Here is a 21817-nt window from a genome sequence, read left to right as displayed (position 1 = left end):
TATCTATATACTTGTGAACTCGGCTTTACCCGATTTGAAACGCGCTGTTTATTTCTTGTTGAGTCGGCATACCCGACTGTGCACCAAATTTGGTAACCGATAGCGAAGCGGCTTTTACAGCAAAATCAACTGCTTCCAGCAGTCCGTGCCCACTTGCTATGCCCACAGATAAAGCTGCGTTGAAAGCGTCTCCTGCTCCTGTCGTATCGACAACATCTACCTTAGGAGTAGAAATGGTACATAGCTTGCTATCATCCAAGTAGGAACATCCGTTCTTTCCTCTTGTCACAATTAGCATATGTTCATATTTCTTTTCCCATTGCTTCATGGCCTGTTCCAGCTCAGAATCAGTCTTGCAAGACACCCCGCTCAGCTCTTCGAACTCTGTTTCATTAGGCGTCAAATAGTCGGCGAGCCTCCACATCTCCTCAGGCAATCTCTTGGCAGGAGCAGGATTTAAAACAGTGGTAACACCATGCTGACGGGCTAATTGTAAAGCGAAATGGACCGTTTCGACCGGAATTTCCAGCTGCACCATCAGCAGCTTGGCGCTGCTGATTTCGGCTTCGAACTTTGTTACAAGCTCCGCGGTACAGTGTCCATTTGCACCTGGAACTACAACGATGCAGTTATCTTCTTTCGTATGGAGAATAGAGGCAATCCCCGTCGGAACGTTTTGCATTTGTTCGATGCAGGATGTTCCAACATTAGCTTCTGATAAACCCTGCATAATTTGCCTGGCAAACATATCCGTCCCAACTGCACCGATCATGGAAACACTCGCTCCAAGCCTGGCACAGCCTACTGCCTGATTGGCGCCTTTGCCTCCAGGCACATAATGAATATGGTCACCCTGGAGGGTTTCGCCAATTTTCGGGATTCTCTCAGTCGTCACGACAAGATCCATATTCAAACTACCGACAACAACAATATTGGGCTGCATAGCTTGAATTCCCCTTTTTACGGTATTAATTATTTATGAAATCTCCGCACGAGTTGCGAACTACGATATGCGGTGTGAAAATTTTGGCGACAGGCGGCACGATTTGATGATTCATTAAATCGATGGATAGCTGGACACAGGTTGCTGCCATTTCTTCAACAGGAAGGTGAACGGTAGTTAGTGACGGGTACGCAAACCGTGAGCTTTCGCTATCATCATGCCCAACAATCTCTATTTCCTCCGGCACACGAATGTTTCTCTCATGCAGCTTGGCCAGCACGCCAATCGCCATCTGATCACTCAAGACGAATAAAGAGCTCGGCCTTTCTTCCGCTAGCAGCAATTGATCAGCAGCATTGTAGCCGCCTTCCTCTGTAAAATCTCCGCCAGTAATATGCTCCGCGGAAATTTCCAGGCCATACGCCTTGGCTCCATCGAGAAAGCCTTCCATCCGATTGCGAATCGCTCTGGACGATAATTCAGGAACAATCAACCCTGCCCGTTTATGGCCTCTGCTCGCAAACAACCGTGCGACTTCCTGACCTGTTTGATAATTATCCACACTTACGGAAGAATACTTATCTGAGCTGCGCAAATGCAGCACAATAGGAACATTTATGTTGGCTTCATTCAGGAATTTTTCATCCTCTTCAGTTGCATTCGCAATAATGGCTGCATTAAATCTTGTTCCGGTAATGAGGCTCTTCACATCGCAAAGCCGCGTGCTTACATACGGCTGGATCAAAAGCTCATGCTCTTCCTCAGATAATTTCAACTCATCGTGAACTCCCTTAAGGAAACGTCCAATCAGGGAAGCCCGCGTATCTAATGTCCAAAATAAGGCAATAATAGGAGCTACCGTTTCACCACCACTTCGCAAACGTCTTGCGGAAATATTTGGACGGTAATCCAATTTCCTCGCCGCATCATAAATGCGCTGCTGAGTCGCCTGTGAAATACGCTGCTGGTCCCCTTTGCCGTTCAGAACGATTGAAGCCGTGCCTTGAGAAACCTCAGCCAATTTCGCGATTTCCTTGATACTGCTCATTGCTGCCCCCCTTTCCAAACACCTTCAGTAATTCCATCATTTTGTATTTGCAAAATCGTTTTGCTAATACGTTTTGCTAATACGTATTTGCTAACTTTTTTCATTATATTTATAATCGAAAATCCTGTCAATACATTTATGAAGAAATTATAAATGAGGGAAGGGATGTGGGCTCCAGCCGCTGTTAAAGATGTGTTCCCTTGATTGGACTTTGGCGGTAGGAACACATCTTTAAAGGCGGACGCCATCACTCTTCCACCCACACCCCTTCCCTCTCTTTAGCTACAATTGCACGAATCACACGAATTACCCCAACACCAAGCTCAAGCGGACTGCAATCGGGGTTTGTCTCTTGATTAGAGAAGATTTCCTAGCGGGTGCAGGCGCTGGGGATGAAGAGCGCGAGATGAGCTGCACTTTAGCGATGTTTTTCATCGCTAAAGGCCCGTGGGCATGTCCACATACGTGCTTTAACGATGAAAAACATCGTTAAGTCAAGCACACCTCATACGGACCCATAGAGGTTGCTTTCTGAGGGAAGGGGATAGTGGCGATAGGAAAATCTGTGCTTCCTTTCTGATCCCCTAGGTGATTGAACAGTCACACCGAATACTTTTTCACTATAAAGCTGCGCCATTCGAATAAGTCCTTTCACTCCAGGGATCCCCAAAACTTATACTTTCTAATAATTTCGCAAAAAAGCCGGAGAGCTGTTGGCTCCCGGCTTTTTGATTTTATCCTTAAACTATCTAGTAAACTTTCTTAGCGAGCCCCCAATGGAACTTCCAGCATAATTTTCGCTATTTTTCCCGGTGCTTCCAGCAGCTTAGTAAAGCAGGCGCCACCATTAGCCAAATCGTCATTCACGGTCCAAGGCAGCAAATTAACTCTGCCCTCGCTAATCCATTTCAATGCTGTCTCGAAATCATAAGGCGCATAGGCAAAAGAACCATACATCATCACCTCATTGCGAATCGCCGTATTGATAGGTAGCGAACTGTCAGCCTCGTGCAAGCCAGAAAATGCGACCCGTCCCCCTGGACGAACCGATTCCACACACAGCTTACGCGTAACCGTCATACCTACTCCATCAATTGCCGCGTCAAAAACTCGTTCACTTTCCTTTAGCTCCTCGAGACTTCTCACCGCCGTTGCGCCAAGCTCTCTGGCAATTTCCAAGCGCTGCTCGTTCAAATCGACCACGATGATCCCCGATAGTCCATGCACTTGTGCAGCCTGAAGTGCGAACAAGCCAATCGGCCCGGCACCGACTACAAGCAATCGGTCAGCAGGCTTAAGATCAAGCAAACGAACAATCCGCACACCACAGGCAAACGGCTCCGTGAAGGCACCTTCCTCAAAGCTCACATGATCCGCCAGCTTAAGCACATTGCGCTCAGGCACTGCTACATATTCTGCAAATGCACCAGGTAAATGTGCGCCAAGCAGCTTGCGCTGCTCACACAGCTGCGCCGCTCCTGTAGTGCAGGCCGTACAACGACCGCAAGTTACAAGCGGGTTCGCTGTCACCCTATCTTGCAGCTGGAAGCCTTTGACACCACTACCGATTTGGGCTATTGTGCCAGAGAATTCATGCCCCATAATCAGCGGCGGCTTGCGAAGTGAATTATGCCCCAAAAACCCGCTTAATTCGGAACCGCAAATCCCAACACGTTCAATTCGAATCAGCACTTCATCAGCGCCCGGAACAGGAATAGCAACCTCCCGGATATTCATTTCTTTTGGCCCTTCATAAACCAAAGCCCGCATTAATTCTGACATTATTTTTCCTCCAGCCTGTTTTTCAAGATTTTTTTTTAGGGTTCAAAATCGCAACTGCTTCATTCATTAATCATTAAATCAATTAGTTAAATGGGAAAACATCTGGTTCTCAAGATTTCATTTCCAATATGGAAACTATTATTTCTAATATATACAATTTTACTCGCATCTGTAATACCCGTCAAGATAATGTTCTTTAAACAAGCAAGGAAAACAGAGACAACAACAAAAAACACCCCTCCCTGCAAGGAGTAGAGGTGTCCCCAATCCATAAATCAGCAAAAGAACACTGGAAGGGAAACCTTCCTTTGTTCTTTCCTACTATTATGTACTAAACCAGCCACACTATGCGATAATAATACTAATATGAAAGGGGAAATAACATGAATAAACGTACAAAGTTAACTGTGACACTGGGCTTAATACTCGGAGTACTATGTATCATATTTGCCTGTACTCCAGTTCCTTTTTGGAATCGTATGATTTTAATTGGTGCTGGAGTTTTAGCAATACTAACCAATTTACGGGTAATCGTATCAAACCGCCAAAGATAATCACACTCAAACATGAAGCTGCTCATTAGTTGATCTAGTGGGCTTTTTCGTATGAATTTAATGTTATCAGACTCCAGACAAAAGAAATTCGCTTGAAATAGTTCAATAGAAAGTTTGTATACGCTTCTAATAGACGACCAATTCTTCAACAGACACCTGATACAACAAATTGCCTTCACAGAACAGCACTCGGTTTCCTCGAAAATCTTGGGTTAGCGGCACAAGCGGCTCCGCTTTTTCATTCAGAAAATGTATTTTGTGCCCTTTGGTCAAGCGCGCTGGTTTTTCATTTTTCTTGAGAATATAGGTTCCACTTTTTCCATAACCGCCGTCGAACAAAAAGTGATAACCATCCGTACAAAACCCGGAGGAGCCGGAAATATCAGGATTCATAAAGGTGACTTTGGGCTGCTGGAGTCCGCCTGAGACGCAGCCCAACAAGAAGTCCGTGTAATAATAAAACCAGGTCTCCTCATCATTAACTACATTCAACGCATAGCAATCAGCAATATCCGCAACATGATCTTCGTATAATTTGTTGCCATGCTCATCCCAGGCCAGAAGGCCATTCGCGCCGATGGGTTCATTCCATCCGTTATTTCCGAAAACTCCCTCATCAAAATAGCTCGTCCATATAATCCCTTCCTCAGTCACCTGAACACTTTGGATCCCGTCTCCAAGCAAGAACTCCCGAACGGTATTTCCTTTATAATCACACACTTTGGCGTTCAGATCATATTTGCCTGCGCCATAATAAGAGCCGCGCGCTCCGACCAAAAGTAAATGTCTCTTAAGCGGCTGGACATAATGATAATTGAAATGCTGGCCCTTAATCACTACTTCCTCGATATGATTATCTTCTGCATATAGGACCTTGTAGGTATATGTTTTCTTTGTAGCCGATGGGACCAACACGCCTCGTTCCCGTTCCGGAATGTGATTTCTTAGCAAGACATACACACAGCCATCAGTGCCAAATTGAGCTGAGACTATCTCGAACCCCTCCGTATACTCTGAAATATCGGCAAAAGGTCGCAGCGTTATCGTTTTATGAAACATACCATTTCCTCCTTAAAGAGTGGCTCTACAACCACCCTCTGTTCTGGTTATCTGTATTATGTCAGAGGAAAAAGCTCCTGAACATGGCGGAAGTATGGCGAAGTTACTAGTGTTAAACCATATTTTGCTGCATTATCCTTCTGGATGATAGCTGCGTAATGTAAAATGTAATTTGAAATTTGCCATAATAGAAATGTGCTCCAAGCAGCGGTGATTTTAAGCATTAAAAATACAGAGCATGAGAGTCTTTGACCCACAATGCTCTGTATTTTTGATGTTCTGCTCTTGCTTGTCGCACTGAAAGTTGTTCTGCCAACTTAGAGGTCTAGTGTAAAATCGGGTTCAACGTAATTCGTGTGATGAGTCGTGTGATTGATCCTGTAATTGGACAACAACGTTGCGGCACAGAAACGATGCTGAGAACCCGGAAACGGCATCCAGTTGGACGCGAATCTGTTCGCCTTCGTAAGCGAAACTCAGCTGCAAGCAAATATTGCATTCTTCGGCGGGGGATATGTCCTCATGCCGGATGTCTTCGAAATCAAGATCAACAAGCTGTTCCAGCCCACCTGTAGAGGTATGCCTGATCGTCACGGACAGTTTCTTCTTTATGTCACCCTGTTCCGGGGCTTCCATACATACTTTCGAAATTTCATCGTAATGAAACGGGGGGAAGTAACCGAACCTATCGATAACATTTTGGGCCCCTTTTATGGAAGTGAGTGGTGAGAACCTGCGTTCAAACTGCCGTGCGTTAACTAGACGCGACTCATATTGTGGGTTCGTATTAAGCAGGATGGAATCAGACCGGCAATCCAATACCGTTCCGATAAAAGCGGCCCAGGTGGGTAGACCGCATTCACCAACTGTAATCAAAATCTGATCTTGAGCACGTAGATTCATTGGCAGATCCGTATTGAAATGTAGCCGGAAGCCCTGTACATGCGCCTGCCACTCAGTGTTTGGGACAAAACAGATTTCTTCCCGTTCCACGGATCGAACGTTAACGTTCCATATCGATTCATTCTTCATTCGTCCACCTCCAGGTTGTGTGGGGCAGGTTAGTTCAAGCACGAGCTGTCCGCTTTTTACAACATTGCGCGTTCCTTCCACTCCTTGACAACACTCTCTATTCCCGATTGTATCGTCGGATACAGATAGGTGAAGCCGGACACCTTGAGCTTGCCGTTCGAGAAATTCGTATGAGCCGTAGCATATTCGGTTAACACGGGACCAAGCAGCATGCGGCATAACCACGTTGGCACGTAACGTTTTTTATCCGGTCTTTGGAGCGCCTTGGCGCTGAGTGTCGTAATGTCCGCGCTTCGGATCGGCTGATCGTCAACGAGAATATATCGTTCCCCTGCCAGTCCTTGCTCCAGCAAGAACAAGAACGCTCGGGCGCAGTCTTCCACGTGTATAGGAGAAAAAATCGGATTATGTCCCTTAAGGCCTGTAACCGGCTTGCTCTGCGAGAGCGGCTCCAGGAACAGCTGAGGAAACCACGAATCTGCGCCGTACACTTGTCCCGGGAAAGCCATCACAATCGGTGCGCCTTTGTCCACGTAGGCAGACAGCACATCGACGGAAGGAGCGATGTAAGGTCCCCATCCTTTCGGCCGCGAGCAATAAGATTCCGTGACGGGCTCCTTTTCGCCGCTATCGCCGAAATAACTGGTGCCTGCCACATATACGAGTTTCTTTAGCCTATGCAAATTGATGTTATCTAGCAAACAGACAGTCATTTGATAGTGACCTTCTTGATAGGCTCTAGCGACTTTCAAAGTCACTTTCTTCCCCCAGGTTGGAGGCGCTGCCAAATGAATGACATATTCCGCTTCCGAAATGGCGCTCTGCCAATCACCGTCTGTGAGCAAGTCGCCAATAACCGCTCGCACCCCTTTATTTTCCAGCTCTTTTGCCTTTTCCTTGCTTCGGGTCAAGACCGTAACTTGATGACCTTGACGAAGCGCGACGTCTACCGTTCTGTTACCGATATACCCCGTTCCACCTGTTATAAAGACGTTCATTAACTTCTCCCTATCCTGTTGAAATGTATTCCTACTTTTTAAAATAACATTTTTTTCAATGTATTTGTATCCTAAAGCTTTTGATTTTCATAATCCGCACGATAGGCTGACAATGCGGTGCCGAGGCACTTCGAAAAGTCGGTCTTTTATTGATTTACCTTGTAGAATTAACTGGCACGTTATCATACTCCCCAAATCTCATTTCGTCAAGAGATAATGTGCAAATGAGCGGCATAGCGGGGAGCCCCCCTTATGCTTTCGAAATATGAATGCATATCCGTGTATAAAGAGCAATATCGCTTTTTCCAATTCATAAGGTTTCAAGTAAAATTTTCTTCAGGTCGATGAGGAGATAAGGGATATACACACAAAGGACAAAACGCAATGAATTCAAGGTCATTACGGATGACAGAAAAGGAGGAGTTGCATGAACAGAGTAGACAAAATCAGATTTTTGCTCCTTTACAGTGAAGTGCCTGAAGCAAAATGTTACGGGTATATGGAGTTGAATCAGGATGGCCGCATGATCGCGCTCTACAATAGGTGCGGTGAGGAAATAGACATGTATGGAGGACATGAATTTGTCAGGGTACGGACGCTTGGCAAATTCGATGACGAAGACCGCGATAATTTTTATTCCTTGTTAGAAAGTGATGGTGTAGGATAATCTGCACGTTAGGCTGGCGAATCAGTGTCAATGCACTACGAAAGGTCAGAACGCAATGAATATTCGGGAGGTATGCCGGGGTTCCGCCATGGTCATGGGGCTGGTCATTATGGACGCTCATGTAATCAGGCCGGATTTTTCGGGGTTCAAAAAAAGCTGCCTGAACATAAAACAGTAGAAGGTTACCCCTCAAACAGCGTTATGCCTGAAGAGTAACCTTCCTACTTTTTCGGATTGATTATACTATCTTTTACTCTCTCTGCTTTGCTTCGCCATCCAGCGATCCACAATAACGGCCATCTCCGCTCTCGTAATACCATCCTCTGCGCCAAAGCGTCCGTCCGTGTAGCCCTGCATGATGCCTGCCTGATTACGATCTCCATTTCTTTGAATGCCCAATGCTTAGTATCGGTATCCTTGAAGGACGAAGCTCCATTACCCCTGTACTCTATTTCGAGAATACGGGCGAGCATTGTTGCCATCTCGGAACGGGTCACAGTTTTCTCCGGACCGAAGGTGCCGTCAACAAACCCTTCAATATACGGCTTATGCGTACCCGTTTTGGTTTGCTGCTGCGCCTGCTATCTACCGCAATACCGGTTGGACTATTAAACTCTCCAAGTGCACATCCTGCTGCTCCGCCGCTTTTGCCCCACGAACTCCATTTGCCTGTGGATATATCTAGCTTCTGGATACGATAGTTATTGTAATCGGCCACATATACATTGCCTTGGCTATCTGATGCCACACCGACGGGGTATCCAAACTCACCCAGTTCCTTGCCTTCTCCTGATCCAATCTTGCCATATTGAATCCATCCTTTTGCTGCTTATACAGGATTGACAAGTAGGGTGGTTGAGATCATTAAGATTACCATGCACCAAACGAACAATTTTCCTGCAACCTGATTTCGACTTCGAATGCGCCAAGCGTGCAAATTGATCAGCGCTGCACCCCTGGGCCTACTTACCCCATTGGGCACCGCGGGACTTCGGCTGGTTGCTATTCAGGAAGCGCGTGTCAATTGCGACGAGCCGTTCGCTCTATGCCATCAGCGGTTACTTTGTACAGTTGGTGCGGCAGGTCGTGTCCCATGCCGTCAACCAACATTAGCTCGGCGCCCGGGATGGAAGAAGCCGTGTCCTCGCCACACGCCGGGACGAACAGGGGATCGTCCATCCCATGAATGACAAGTGCTGGTACTTTTATGGTCGCCAGCCGCGGACGCCGGTCACCAGAGACAGCGATCGCAGCAATTTGTCGTCCGACACTGCCTGGATCGTAGGCTCGCTGGACTTCCTCCAGAATGAGCGCCCGATAAGCGTCCTCTTCAAACGGATATCCGGTGCCGGCGATGCGTTTGGCAAAGGAGAGGCTGTGCGCCAAAAATCCTGCTTCATTCTCAAATGGGTTCGGCGCCGGTTTCGTCATCATCGCCATGACATCCGGGGGAGATTGCGGAAGGCCGGGATTACCGGAACTGGACATAATGGAGGTGAGTGATAAAGCCCGTTCAGGGTACTCGCTCGCTGCAATCTGGGCGATCATTCCACCCATCGACCTGCCAACGAAATGTGCCCGGTCAATTGAAAGGGCATCGAGCAGTCCGATAGCGTCGTTGGACATGTCATCGAGAGTGTAAGGAATGTCCGGTCGCTGTCCCGACATGAGAGCAGTTGCCAGTGCGTCAAAATCCAGCGCCGGATAATGGCTAAAGTGTGACGAGCAACCTGCGTCACGATTGTCAAAGCGGATCACGTGAAAACCCCGCGCTGCTAATATGCGACAAAACGGAACCGTCCATCGGATCATCTGGGTTCCAAGCCCGGCTATTAAGATAATAGCCTCGTCATTTTCGTTACCGAAACTGTCATAGGCCAAATCAACTCCGTTGACTTTCAGGATGTTCATGATCATGTTCTCCTCCAATTAATTCGGTATCGGAAATCATATAGCGGTTGAAAGCTTCAGCACCGCTGATTGGGATCTCCGGTGTTAGTTCAGGATGGGCTTGTGTAATCGGCAACATCATGAAAACGCAGCAGGTTCAACATGACGATGCTGCCCTCAGTGCCTCGCTGCATGTGCATGAACCTCATGCCAGCGCGTTGCGATGGTTCGATGTAACGAATAGATCCAAACTCCGTCATAGCGGCTTCTTTCGTAGTTCTTTTTTCATTCCAAATTCTTTACGACTCCACATGCTTTTATTCATAAGTTCCCTTCAGGAAATGTATTAGCGGCTAATCTTTTGATATGGCTTCTAATATCAGGTGCCCAGTCATCGATGAATTGGTAAAAACGATCCAAATCACCAGCATAAAGTGCCCGCAGAGCTTCTTCGTATTGTTGGAAGTTCCCGGCCATAGCGGTCATAAAGTGATATGTTGCTTCTTGTGACTCTCGTATCTTGTCCTGTTTTTCTCCAGCACGGCGAGCCTCATCAACGAGTTTTCGTAATGTTATCGACGCCCCTCCAGGTTGACTCTTGAGCCATTCCCAATGCCGTGGCAATAACGTAACCTCACCAGATACAACCCCCAGTTTGGGTCGACCGACCCGCCGTGTAGGCTGGTGATTCACTTCCGTATCAGGCAAGTCACCAAACTGTTCCCCTAATCGTTTGAGCACGTCACCTGTCTTCCCACGAAAATCAACATCTATTTGCTTCCCTGTGGAATCGTCAAATATAAGCAGCTGTGTGACGTCTCTGTCATCCAGAACATCCTTCACTGTAGAAACAACGTGCTCTAACAAACCGCTGGCGACCACTCTCACACCCAAAAATGCCGTGCAGTAAAAGCGCGTTAGGTCATTTCTCATGCTGACCTCCTCCTCTGAATACCTCGCCAATTATACCCGGGTAAAAATAAAAAGTCAATATTACCCGGGTAAAATGTATTTTGTCGTTCGTTATGGAGGGAATACATGCAAAAGACACGGCCTAAGAGTAAGAGGAACCGCGTTGTTGAGAGCTAGTGTTTGCTTTATTTTATCAAGCAGAGTTGCTCAAGCTGTATGATTGCTGGGCTGGAGTAAATACGGAGATCGCCATGTACTGCAATTCAAACAGGGATAAAAGTACGGAAATACTTTTCACTTTATAACCAGCTGTATATCTGCTATCTTATTTATAGTAAGTAAACTACTATGTATAGGAGGGAATCGTTATGGAGGCCAACAACTATATTCCCAGATTACCTGCCCAGGTTGATTGCAGCATTGACCCTGCAATAAATGTATTGTCCGGCAAGTGGTCCTTTCTGGTAATACGTGAGCTTTACAGAGGAACGAAACGGTTTGGCGAATTGCAGCGTAATATAGATGATGTCAGTGCACGAGCTCTATCAGGCGCACTCAAGCACTTGGAGAAAAACGGGATCCTGGAGCGTCAGGTTTTTCCTACCGTTCCCGCCACCGTTGAATATACGTTAACGCCCAAAGGGCAGGATCTTTACCAAATTACGAAAATGATGAAGGTATGGGCGGCCAAGTGGACGTAACCTTACTTTAATTGAATTAACGATCGGAGTGCTCAAGCATGGATGAATCCCGTAAAGCAGATTTTGGAACATTCAAAAAAGCGGCCGCTTCCACGGTGATCAAGGCGATGCGTGTGCTCGATATTTTACTGGAGCTGCATATCCTTCAACCTAAAGGAGCCTCTTTAAAAGAGATAGCCGCCCGTTCAGATGAAAGTCCCAGCAATGTCTGCAAATATTTGGCTTCTTTTCAGCAAGCTGGTCTTGTCGAGCAGGATCCGAAGACAGATCTTTACCGCATCGGTCATTACGCGCTCAAGCTATCGACGCCTCTGCTTAATGAAAGCGGCATTCGCGAGCTGGCCCGCCCTTACCTGCAAAGCCTGTCCGAGCAAATTAGCGAAACCGTGCACCTGGTTATCCGCGATGGACTCGAGGCTGTCTATATCGATAAAGTCGAATCGTCACAGACGATTCGCATGCATTCGCAGGTCGGCGGCCGCAATCCGCTGTACTGCACAGGCGTCGGCAAAGCGATCCTCGCCTTCTCGCCGCAGCCGCTGACGCAGCGGGTCATCGAAGCCGGACTGGCCGCTTTCACGGACAGCACCCTGGCTACGAGTGATAAGCTGCTCACTGATCTTGCAGTCATCCGTACACGTGGCTATGCCATCGATGACGGTGAACATGAACCGGACGTGCGCTGCGTGGCAGCGCCTGTTTTTAACCATATGAATGAAGTCGTCGCATCCATCAGTGCAGCGGGTCCCCTCTGGCGTCTGCCGGACGAACGCCTTCCCGCCATCGGCGAGCATGTGCGGAGCGCGGCGCAGGCCATTTCCGAGCTGCTGAGAAATTAGCAGCTCAGAAATGGCCTTTTTTTCTACACAGACGATCAGATATATCCATCACCGTGCAAAATACTAAATTTTGCGTGCCGCTTCATCCGCTTCAACAGAAGCCTTCGTCGCCGCCAAAATAGCCTCGTGATCTACGACACCTTGCGCCGTTCCATCTACCCGAGCAAGGAAATCTTCCGACACCGTGTAAGGCACTGCTTCCAAAGGAATGGACTTCAGCGCTTCATCATGGCCAATTTGCAGCAAAAGCGATCCTTCTCCAATTAGCGGATCTCCACTCAACCTCAGCTCGGCAGTCCCCTTTGTGCCAACCACAAAAATCCGCCCGTCTACGCCAGTCCAGCTTTTCTCGGGCGTATGCCAGTCCGTATAAAGCTGAGCTACAATCCTGTTCAACATCGTAACCTGAATCCCCGTTACATCGTAAAATGAAGGCTTCTCAGGCAAAATATGCTTAGCTATGTAGCCTTCCGAAGATATGATTTCACTACCAGTTAACCAACGCAGCTGATCAAAGTCATGAATGAGCAGATCTATAATCAATCCGCCATTTTGGGCTTTGTCGAAAAACCATCCAGGGCGTGTAGCCGGATATAAGCGGTGAGGCTTGCGCATGCCAATGCTAACAATTTCCCCAAGCTCCCCCTGTTCAATCAGCTTTTGCAACGTATAAATGGTAGGGTTCGCCCTCTCCGTAAGCAGCATGCCCACCTGAATGCGCCCCCGCCCGATCACTGCCTGAAGCCGCTCAAAACCGGCCCTGTCTGCAACTGCAGGTTTATCCAGCATAACAGCTTTGCCACGGCTTTCGCACAGCTCGACAACATCTATTTTTTCACTGTTAATGCCTGAAGAGCCCACTATTTCTACGGCTTCGTCCGCAAGCAATACCTCTGGATCCGATACTAATGGAACGTTAAATTGTTCACATAACTGCCGGGCAAGGAAATCTGGGTCCTTGTCATAAATTCCTGCGCAGCCAAAACCAAGCTCCAGCATTTCAGAAATGAACATCGAGATATGACCATGCTGACAGCCGATGACGGCAAATTTTCTTGTACTCAACTTCAATCTCTCCTCAAAACAAATTTGGATGTAAGTTCGTATGCAAGTACCTCTAAACTTGATCCTACACTCTTTTCCACTATCGGTCTACCCCATCTTCTTCCTGTCCCTGCCTGCGCCCGAAACAAGTAAAAATGAATTTACTTAATCATTAATTAAATGTATGATGGAATTAAATTCCCTTTTTTTGTCCAGCAAAGCGAGGAGGATCATTATGAGCTTAAACCATATGGAGGAATCAGGAAATCATGAAAATCTTGAAAACCTTGAAAACCTAGGGAAACCGGAAAGATTCATGTCACTCGATTTAAGTACAGCGTATAATCGGAGCATCGCAAACTTGAATAAGGAAGATTGCTCGGACAAAGTGATAGCCAACAAGGAGCAACTGCTATCAGGAGAGCATGAATTATGGGGCGTCCCCTTTATACTTGGAAAGCATGAAGGAAGCAATAATGTTATTTTGCTGAAGGACGAAACTGTGGAGTTATCCTTCGAGCATCCCTCGCATGATCGTCAGCTGCTTTTTTTACATGCCGCCGATTTCAAGGAAACCCCTACAGACGCCGAAGGGATCTTACGTCCCATGATGGGAACTCCACGATTGGGAGAAACTGTGTGCGAGTACAAGCTCTGCTATTCGGATGGAACCGAGGTCAGCTTTCCGATTCGCAGACGCTACCAAATTAGTGAATTCCAGACCAGATGGGGAGAGAACAGCTTCGAATCTGTCAAGCACATCAAGCCGAGAACGATGCAAGCTAATACCGAACTACCTCATAATCAGGCCCCTCAAATTCCTTGGGGTCAAAGTCAGCTTCGCACTACGTTCCAGGGCTTTGGCAGCCAGATGCATCATTGGCTCTATGCGTTAGAAAATCCGTATCCGCAGAAAAACCTCGTGCGCCTGCTGCTCCAGCCGCTTGAAGGAACCGCTTTCATATTTGGTATCACGGGTACAAATCTGGCTACCAATCCATTCCGCTGGAACCCCCGCGCTCAGCTGCGCTATACGTCTGCGCCCGGAGTTGTTTTGAATCCTTTTGGACCTGAGGCAAATATCCGTATCGACCTTGGTGAAATTATCGCAGTCACGCCAGCGCTCGATTATCGTCATGAACAATGGCTAGACAATGCCAATCCGCCGCTGCCCGTACCCAAACCAAATGAATGGATCATCGACTATACGGCTCACCCTGATGCTCTACTTTTCGTGGACAACGATCACAGCATGGTCAGCACAGCTAGCACAGTCAGTACGGTCAACACGGTCATCCCGCTCAAAGAGCTGGAGAAACATCAGTCATTTACCCAAATAAATGCTGCTGACCGCAAGGTTACACTGCGTACCATCGACCGTAGTAACGGGCTTCCGGTACCAGCCAAAATCCATGTGCACGGAGAGTACGGACAATATTTGGCTCCTGTCAACGGTCATCGGCTGCCTAACCCGCATTGGTTCGAGGATTATGGGACAGAGCATGTGCAAGGGCTTCATTACAGCTGCTATATCCCTGGTGTGGCCGAGTTCAAGCTCCCATTGGGGCCTGTTTATATAGAAGTAACGAAGGGATTTGAAATTCGTCCCATCCGCAAACAATTCGTTATTTCTGCAGAAACCAATACGATAGAAATTGAATTAGAGCATATTTTGCCATGGCGTCAAAAAGGTTGGGTCACCGCCGATACCCATGTCCATTTCCTGTCTCCGCAGACAGCACTGCTGGAAGGGGAAGCGGAAGGCGTCAATGTGGTAAACCTGCTCACAAGCCAGTGGGGTGAAATGTTCAGCAATCTTGGCGATTTCGACGGAAAAACAACGATAGGGAGCCAGGAAAACGGGGGATCAGGTGAGTACCTCGTGCGTGTTGGAACGGAGAACCGCCAGCATATTCTCGGTCATATATCCCTCCTAGGCTACGAAGGAAAAATGATTCTGCCGCTCTGCACCGGCGGTCCCGACGAATCCGGACTGGGAGATCCGCTTGAAGCCACGATTACGCAATGGGCCAAGCAATGCAGAGAACAGAACGGCCTTGTCGTAATGCCGCATCTTCCAAATCCGCGTGCTGAAGGAGCAGCCTCCCTCGTGCTCGGAGAAATTGATGCGATAGAACTGTGTTCCTTCGAAAATGAAGGCATCAATCCCTACTCTTTATCCGATTGGTATCGATATCTAAACTGCGGATACTTGGTGCCGGCTGTCGGAGGTACCGATAAGATGTCACAGATTACCGCCGTTGGCACTATCCGTACCTATGCACTGCTGCAGGGAGAAGCTTTCACATACGATAGCTGGATGCAAACGGTCCGCCAAGGAAATACCTTCGCCACCTACGGGCCTCTGCTCGAATTCCGTGTTAACGGCTGTGAAATGGGTTCAACCCTGAAGCTGACAGCATCCGGTGGAACACTCGACGTGGTCTGGCAGGTATCATCAGTCACCATCCCGGTTACCAGGATCGAGCTTGTTGTAAACGGTGAGCTTGGCGAAGTGCATGCCGCCGATCCGGCAGCCGGTCATTATGCGGGACAATGGTCAGTTCCTGTAAAAGAAAGCTGCTGGATCGCGCTCCGCATACGCGGCCAATTCCCGGACAAATCGGAAATTATTGCCGCTCATTCCAGTGCTATCATGGTCATTGTCGCAGGTAAATCATGCTTCCATAAGACCGACGCTGTCACCATTCTCGAACAGATTGAGGGGTCAACAGCCTACGTGAAATCACTAGCCACGAAAGCCGATGACCGGACCTACAAGCAAATGCTAATGACACTTACAGCGGCGCACAGAGAGCTGCACAATCGCATGCATCATCATGGAATCACCCACAATCACACCGCAGCGGACCATCACCAGCATCTTCACCAACATCCTGATCATCATCATCATTAGTTTGAAAAACACCTCAGTGCGTCCTTTGAGTGCACGTTTGTGACTTGGGCGCGTTACGGAGGAAAGAGGTGTGGGCTCCAGCCGCTGTTAAAGATTTGTTCCCTGAATGGAATTTAAAGGGTGGAACAAATCTTTAAATGCGGACGCTAGCGCTCTTCCACCCACCCCCCTTTCCTCTCTCAGCTTCAAAGCGCAGAACAAGCCATTCTCAAACGGACAGCTTGGTGCGCCTAGTGATTTCACTAGTTGGACTTGGGGATGAGAGAGACGCTTCTTTAACGATGTTTTTCATTCTTAAAATGCTGAATCGTCTCCAAAGCTTTGCCCTAACAATGAAAAACATCGTTAAAAGTCCTCTGATCAGCCTAAATGGGCCTCCAATCCCCCCCGAGTGATGAAAAACATCATTAAAACGCTGCTTCCCCTAGAAATACTTGCTTTAGCGATGAACATCGTTATATCGCGAAAGCCTAGCCCAATTCGGTTAAACCGGGTGCTCTTACATGGTGGTTTGGTAGATGGCAACTGTCATTCCTGAACTCCCATATCTGGGCATGCAGAGTAAGAGACTTACGGACATCACAGCCGTTATTTGCGATAAAATCGCATGATTTGAAAGGCTTACGGACACAGAAGCCCTTAAAGAGGCTTTTTTCTCTTGTTTAAGCCAGATTCTGGGCAAATAAGGTATCTGATGTCCGTATGTTTTAGAAATGGCCTCATTTTGGTGAAATAAAGGATCTCATGTCCGTTACGGCTTCGTTCAAACAGGTTAACTCGCTCTATTTCGTCAAGCACTTAATTTGACTTCGATCTAAAAAAAATAGCCTCCACTCTCTGCTAAGCAACAACTATGCAGAGATTGAAGGCTTATCTTGTTTATCTTACTTTCACTGTCTTTTCCCTGTTTCAATCTTAAATCTTGACACGCGCTAAAATTGGATAATGGTCCGACGGCAGCTTCCCCTCATACATATCACGGATGACCCTGGTTTCCAGTACCTCGATTTCAGGCGAGGCAAAAATATAATCGATCGGCTGCCCTTCCGTCCCTCCTGCAAAGCAGTGATACGTGATCCCGACCTCCCCTTCAAGCGCTGAGTAACCATTCGTCATATAGCCCCTTGGCAGCTTCCCAGCTCCAGCCTGCACTTGCCCTTGCACTTGCTCCTGCTCTTGCTCCTGCTCTTGCTCCTGCTCTTGCTCTTGCTCCTGCTCTTGCTCCTGCTCCTGCTCCTGCTCCTGCTCCTGCTCCTGCTCCTGCTCCTGCTCCTGCCCTTGCTTCTGCTCTTGCCCTTGCCACTGCCATTCCTGAGCTCCCTGCAGGCAGGCAATGACCGCATTGTCCGGCTCGGCGTTGAAATCCCCAAGAAGCAGCATGGGCAGCGCCTTCTGGCTTCGATGCTCCAGCATCGTTTGCCAGATTAGGCCCATCCCCAGTTCTCTGGCTTGCTGGCTGCGATAATCCAAGTGGGTATTATATACGATAAATTCAAGAGGATCGTCCCTATCATCCCTATCGTCCCTCTTCGATTGAAAATGTGCCCACGTGCAAATCCTCGGATGGGACGTATCCCAGCTCCGGCTGCCAGGCTCCATCGGACGTTCCGATAGCCAGAACTGGCCGTGTTCAAGGACCCGGAGCTCTTCCATTTTATAAAAAATCGCATTATGTTCATTTTCATTGTACTCATTCGTATGCCCGCCAAAGCGTCCTTCACCGATCCATTCATATCCGGCTAAATTCGGCTCCATGTCCGTGAGCATGGGAAGCAGCCCCTCCTGGGTACCAATGATCAGCGGATCATGGCGGACGATCAAATCAGTGACCAGGCTTTTCCTGTAAGGCCATGCGTTGCCACCATCTTCATCGGTATCCCGTCTTAAGTTGAAGGTCATTATGGCAGCATTCATGCGTATCGCTCCTCTTCGGCGAATAGTGCGGGCTTAAGCGTCCATGTCTGCAGCTTAGACATCCGGACCACATTCGGCGCTTCGAAATCCTCCGGAAATATAGCCCAGCGCGGGCCCCATAATTCATTATCTTTAGCGAATTCCTGTGCTTTCAGCACACCTCGAATCAGCTCGATTTCATCGTCATCAGCCAACTGCCGATCGATAATCGCTGCCAGCGTGCAGGTCAAATCAACGGGATTAATGCGCCCACCACCCACGATAAAATAATCAGGAAGCTGCTTGAATCCGAATACAGTCGCCTCCTCGCCAGAAATCGCCTGCTTGATATCCGCAACCCGGAGCAAGCCAGCAGCCTCGCTGGTCGTTCCATTCTGAGGTCCGTAGAGAAATTCTGGCCGCAGCTCTTTCCCAAGCAAATAACTCCTAAACAGCGCAAACAGCTCTGCCGCTGAGAAGGAATGGTTCTGCTGCACCTGGAAGGTCAGCTCATTCCCAACTTGGGCCGCCAGCGCCCGGATATCCGCAGATTCAAGAACGTCCTGGCTGGAAGCTTCCAAATTGTACGCCTGCTCAGATGTGAGATACTCTACATTTCCCTTGGAAAGCGTATAGTCGAGAAATTGGCCCAGCCGCTCCAGGTAAAATTCCATCTCACCCTCCGCACGAAGCGGAGACGGCTGCCACTCTTCGCGCGGCGTTTGAAGGCCAAGGCCAAAATTATGCTTATCCCAAAAGCTCCGGCAGGCAAACTCGCATGGATGATAGTAAATGCTAATGAAGCCAACAGCTTCATCTGACAGCTCCTCATACAGCTGATCGAAATCCTGCTTGGCTTTCTCCAGTCCGTCAGCGTTCAGTGCCATGCGCATCGTACCTTTTAAATCGGTAAAATTCAGCAGACCGCCATACCAGAAAGGCTTCTCCTCCCAGGAAATCTGATCATGGTCATCCAAATAGACGGGGACCCCCCAATGCTTCAAAGCTGCAAAAGTCTGAGGCGCCCAGGCGTAGCCAGGTTGGCCAAAGCATTTTACCGGCATCCCTGTAATTCTCTGCAAATCCTCAAGCCCTGCACGCTCTTTTGCTGCAAACTCCTCAGCGCCTGCGCTGAAATCATAGTGCTCTAAATACTCCGTCATGACGGGATGCTGGCTGTGCAGATCCGTATGATAGCCTACTTCATGATGAACAAGCTCAGCCAAAATATCGCTCCGGTTATCCTCATGCAGCCTGCGGGCTTTTTCCCCGACAATTTTAAAAATACCTGTTACTTTTCTCTGATTTAACATTTTCAACAGATTCAGCAAAGCTTCCTGTGACTCTGGAGTAATGTAATCCTCAACGTCAAACCATAACAGCACTTTCAAATTGGCCATACCTTTCACCACCTAAATATTAGACTCTGATTTCTGAAAAAATTTCTGAAAAAGCTCCACGCAATTCCCCCAGTTGCTCACCCTCCTGCGCTGAGCCGCTGATTACGATCAGCTTTAGCGGACTCAAGCCACACATCAATCGCCCGCGCCTCCGAAGCACTCAGGCTTTTACCTGTTCTCGTCGTTACATTCATGGAAATGCCCTGCTGTGCGACTGCATATTTAGCTGAGGCCGTGAAGCCATTTCCCAGAACAGCATCCAGAAAAACAAGCCGCTCATGCACTCCTGCTGCATCCTGATCCCCCGCCGAAGCAAGCGTCCAGAGTTTAAGCACAAGGTCAGCAGCGGCTGTTGAGGTTATGGCCATTATACCGCCGCAGCCGCTGCGAATTGACTCCAGCATATATGGCGTATTGGCCTGATAGACGATGCTCCCGGGAGCTGCAGCCCTCTTGGCTCCAATCCCTTCGAGCGTACAGGTGGTATCCTTGATGCCGATGATCCCGTTGTTCTTGACCAGTCTGCCATAAACGTCCGGTTCTACAAGATGGGGACGATAAATCGGGCATTCGTACAGCAGCACCGGAATTGGAGATGCATCGGCCAAGCTGGCAAAATAAGCTTCAAGACGGCTCTGATCCCGCCCCATCCCTTCAGGCGGAACCAGCACGACGCCGGAAACACCTGTTTCGGCGAGTTGAAGCAGCTCTTCCTTATGGTTCTCCGTCTCCTGCCCTACATTCGCAGTAGCTATAACGGGCACTTCTCCCGCTCTCTCCACAGCTCTTGCAGCCAGCTGCAACCGTTCCTCCAGGGACAGGCAGCCCATTTCGCTGCTGCCGCAAACAGCAAACAAGCCTTGAGTCTGTGCCGCCAGCTGCCAATCCACATAACGGTCATAAGCCTCCCAGTCGATCCTGCCATCCAATTCGAATGGTGTTAACAGCAGAGCAAAAACACCACGAAGCCTTTGTACATTTTCTGCCTCTACGATCCCCGACCCTAATCCTGATTCTGATCTTGACCCTGATCCTGAACTTGTCACTAACACTCCACTTCCCCTGCTCTTAGTTACTTACATTCATCGAATCGCTGCAAAATTTCCTGAGGCGCAGCAGTTCCCGCCCTGCCGAGCTTGCGGATAGATACAGCCGCCCCAAGATGGGAGAAAGCAAGGGCCTCAGGCCCGCTGCAGCCTATGCCCAAAGCGGAGAGCAGACAAGCTGAGAAGGTATCTCCCGCCCCCACAATATCTACTGGAGGCAGTACCTCCTTTGTCGGCACAAATATACAGCTCCCATTTTCACACCATAGTGCGCCTTCGCTCCCCAGTGTCATGCAGCAGGCTGCCCCAACTTTTCTGGAAAGCTGGAGGCCCGCCTTGATTAATTCATCAGATGCTGGCTGGCCAAAATCCAAGCTTCCATTGTACCAGCGCAGCGCCTCCAGCTCATTGGGCTTAACGACCAGGCCCCGGAAGGAGCCGATCCGTTCCCTGCTGTCGGCAACAATCATTTTTCCTTGACTCGCCCAATATTGCAAACGTTCACGTACAGCAGCATTAATGATTCCATACTGCAGCTGATCAGCCGCAGCGATCACATCGACCTTTTCCGCCATTTGGTCCAATTCCGTGAGCAGCTGCTCCACAGCCAAAGCCGACATTTCCGTGGTGTTAATAAAATCTATGCGCGAATCCTCCTGCTGCACATCCTGGAGGCCGTGACGTATCGTTTTGCAATAAGCTGGCGTCACACGACCGGGCTGGGTAAGCACGAATCTGCTGTCTACACCCAAAAGCTGCAAAGTGTCCTTCAGCAGGCTTCCCCGCCAGTCGCTGCCAATTCCAGTACAAAGATATACTTCTGCACAGCCTAAATCCTTAAAATTCACAGCTACATTGGCTGCCGCTCCGGGAAAATATGCTTCATTTACAATAGGCATATTGTAGTGTGGTGTTTCCCGGGAAAGCTCGCTCACCTTCATGTCAGCATGCCAGTAAAGATCCAGGCAAGCATCTCCCACAATGCCAACCTTCAATGAGCTAATGCGCTCCAGAATGTTCTCTGCTTGCATGCGGGTTAACCCGGAATATTGTTGAATGGAAGACCAGCTGTAGTGATTGTCTTTCATGAAA

19 protein-coding genes and 1 pseudogene are annotated in these 21817 nt (G+C 48.5%); 4 read left to right on the top strand and 16 right to left on the bottom strand.

Annotated elements, in window-relative coordinates; genetic code table 11:
* Nucleotides 1-25: 25 nt before the first annotated feature.
* The 7 genes from rbsK to J2Z66_RS34920 all read right to left on the bottom strand — a co-directional run bounded on the left by rbsK (nucleotide 26) and on the right by J2Z66_RS34920 (nucleotide 7416).
* Complete coding sequence (gene rbsK, locus J2Z66_RS34950) at nucleotides 26-943, bottom strand: ribokinase (RefSeq protein ID WP_209977416.1); 918 nt, start codon at nucleotides 941-943, stop codon at nucleotides 26-28.
* Nucleotides 944-968: 25 nt separating this feature from the next.
* Nucleotides 969-1991: a LacI family DNA-binding transcriptional regulator gene (locus J2Z66_RS34945; RefSeq protein ID WP_209977415.1), complete on the bottom strand. Its 1023-nt coding sequence runs from the start codon at nucleotides 1989-1991 to the stop codon at nucleotides 969-971.
* On the bottom strand, nucleotides 1988-2254 hold the full coding sequence (locus J2Z66_RS34940) for a hypothetical protein (protein ID WP_209977414.1): 267 nt from the start codon (nucleotides 2252-2254) through the stop codon (nucleotides 1988-1990). Before J2Z66_RS34940 ends, J2Z66_RS34945 begins: the two co-directional genes overlap by 4 nt.
* A gap of 499 nt (nucleotides 2255-2753) precedes the next feature.
* Nucleotides 2754-3773, bottom strand: coding sequence for a zinc-dependent alcohol dehydrogenase (locus J2Z66_RS34935; RefSeq protein ID WP_209977413.1), 1020 nt, complete (start codon nucleotides 3771-3773; stop codon nucleotides 2754-2756).
* Between the two features lie 680 nt (nucleotides 3774-4453).
* Nucleotides 4454-5386 (bottom strand): YxiH-YxzG fusion protein, encoded by a 933-nt coding sequence (locus J2Z66_RS34930; RefSeq protein WP_209977412.1) that lies wholly within the window; start codon nucleotides 5384-5386, stop codon nucleotides 4454-4456.
* A gap of 342 nt (nucleotides 5387-5728) precedes the next feature.
* Nucleotides 5729-6418, bottom strand: coding sequence for an Imm50 family immunity protein (locus J2Z66_RS34925; protein WP_209977411.1), 690 nt, complete (start codon nucleotides 6416-6418; stop codon nucleotides 5729-5731).
* 56 nt (nucleotides 6419-6474) lie between these two features.
* Nucleotides 6475-7416 (bottom strand): NAD-dependent epimerase/dehydratase family protein, encoded by a 942-nt coding sequence (locus J2Z66_RS34920; RefSeq protein WP_209977410.1) that lies wholly within the window; start codon nucleotides 7414-7416, stop codon nucleotides 6475-6477.
* A gap of 427 nt (nucleotides 7417-7843) precedes the next feature.
* On the opposite strand from J2Z66_RS34920, the gene J2Z66_RS34915 reads away from it, so the two are divergent.
* Nucleotides 7844-8083 (top strand): hypothetical protein, encoded by a 240-nt coding sequence (locus tag J2Z66_RS34915; protein ID WP_209977409.1) that lies wholly within the window; start codon nucleotides 7844-7846, stop codon nucleotides 8081-8083.
* Nucleotides 8084-8326: 243 nt separating this feature from the next.
* On the opposite strand, the gene J2Z66_RS34910 is transcribed toward J2Z66_RS34915, so the two are convergent.
* From J2Z66_RS34910 to J2Z66_RS34895, 4 genes and pseudogenes are all read right to left on the bottom strand, one after another.
* Nucleotides 8327-8482, bottom strand: a complete 156-nt coding sequence (locus J2Z66_RS34910) for an S-layer homology domain-containing protein (protein ID WP_209977408.1) — start codon at nucleotides 8480-8482, stop codon at nucleotides 8327-8329.
* A gap of 298 nt (nucleotides 8483-8780) precedes the next feature.
* Nucleotides 8781-8858: pseudogene (locus J2Z66_RS44205) on the bottom strand (hypothetical protein); the annotation flags it as partial.
* A gap of 245 nt (nucleotides 8859-9103) precedes the next feature.
* Complete coding sequence (locus J2Z66_RS34900; RefSeq protein ID WP_209977406.1) at nucleotides 9104-9994, bottom strand: alpha/beta fold hydrolase; 891 nt, start codon at nucleotides 9992-9994, stop codon at nucleotides 9104-9106.
* A gap of 300 nt (nucleotides 9995-10294) precedes the next feature.
* Entirely contained in the window at nucleotides 10295-10906 is a 612-nt protein-coding gene (locus J2Z66_RS34895) for a DUF2239 family protein (protein ID WP_209977405.1), read from the bottom strand.
* A 347-nt stretch (nucleotides 10907-11253) separates the two neighbouring features.
* Between J2Z66_RS34895 and J2Z66_RS34890 the strand changes: the two genes are divergently transcribed.
* Nucleotides 11254-11586: a winged helix-turn-helix transcriptional regulator gene (locus J2Z66_RS34890; protein ID WP_209977404.1), complete on the top strand. Its 333-nt coding sequence runs from the start codon at nucleotides 11254-11256 to the stop codon at nucleotides 11584-11586.
* 38 nt (nucleotides 11587-11624) lie between these two features.
* Nucleotides 11625-12425 carry an IclR family transcriptional regulator gene (locus J2Z66_RS34885; RefSeq protein WP_209977403.1) on the top strand — a complete coding sequence of 267 codons (801 nt, stop codon included), beginning with the start codon at nucleotides 11625-11627 and terminating at the stop codon, nucleotides 12423-12425.
* 63 nt (nucleotides 12426-12488) lie between these two features.
* Here the strand turns inward: J2Z66_RS34885 and J2Z66_RS34880 are convergent, their stop codons facing one another.
* Nucleotides 12489-13490, bottom strand: a complete 1002-nt coding sequence (locus J2Z66_RS34880) for a Gfo/Idh/MocA family protein (RefSeq protein ID WP_245376077.1) — start codon at nucleotides 13488-13490, stop codon at nucleotides 12489-12491.
* 214 nt (nucleotides 13491-13704) lie between these two features.
* Here J2Z66_RS34880 and J2Z66_RS34875 point away from each other — a divergent pair, with 214 nt between their 5' ends.
* Nucleotides 13705-16386 (top strand): CehA/McbA family metallohydrolase, encoded by a 2682-nt coding sequence (locus tag J2Z66_RS34875; protein ID WP_209977401.1) that lies wholly within the window; start codon nucleotides 13705-13707, stop codon nucleotides 16384-16386.
* 915 nt (nucleotides 16387-17301) lie between these two features.
* On the opposite strand, the gene J2Z66_RS34870 is transcribed toward J2Z66_RS34875, so the two are convergent.
* The 4 genes from J2Z66_RS34870 to J2Z66_RS34855 form a co-directional block, all read right to left on the bottom strand.
* Nucleotides 17302-18300, bottom strand: a complete 999-nt coding sequence (locus tag J2Z66_RS34870) for an endonuclease/exonuclease/phosphatase family protein (RefSeq protein WP_209977400.1) — start codon at nucleotides 18298-18300, stop codon at nucleotides 17302-17304.
* The gene (locus tag J2Z66_RS34865) at nucleotides 18297-19679 is read right to left on the bottom strand and encodes a polysaccharide deacetylase family protein (protein WP_209977399.1); all 1383 of its coding nucleotides are present in this window, start codon (nucleotides 19677-19679) and stop codon (nucleotides 18297-18299) included. Before J2Z66_RS34865 ends, J2Z66_RS34870 begins: the two co-directional genes overlap by 4 nt.
* Before the next feature lie 77 nt (nucleotides 19680-19756).
* Nucleotides 19757-20731 carry a dihydrodipicolinate synthase family protein gene (locus tag J2Z66_RS34860; RefSeq protein ID WP_209977398.1) on the bottom strand — a complete coding sequence of 325 codons (975 nt, stop codon included), beginning with the start codon at nucleotides 20729-20731 and terminating at the stop codon, nucleotides 19757-19759.
* A 20-nt stretch (nucleotides 20732-20751) separates the two neighbouring features.
* Complete coding sequence (locus J2Z66_RS34855; protein ID WP_209977397.1) at nucleotides 20752-21813, bottom strand: bifunctional heptose 7-phosphate kinase/heptose 1-phosphate adenyltransferase; 1062 nt, start codon at nucleotides 21811-21813, stop codon at nucleotides 20752-20754.
* Between the last annotated feature and the right edge of the window lie 4 nt (nucleotides 21814-21817).

This window comes from Paenibacillus eucommiae, from assembly GCF_017874215.1.
GTDB lineage: Bacteria > Bacillota > Bacilli > Paenibacillales > NBRC-103111 > Paenibacillus_AI > Paenibacillus_AI eucommiae.
This window is presented reverse-complemented; position numbering and strand designations above follow the sequence as displayed.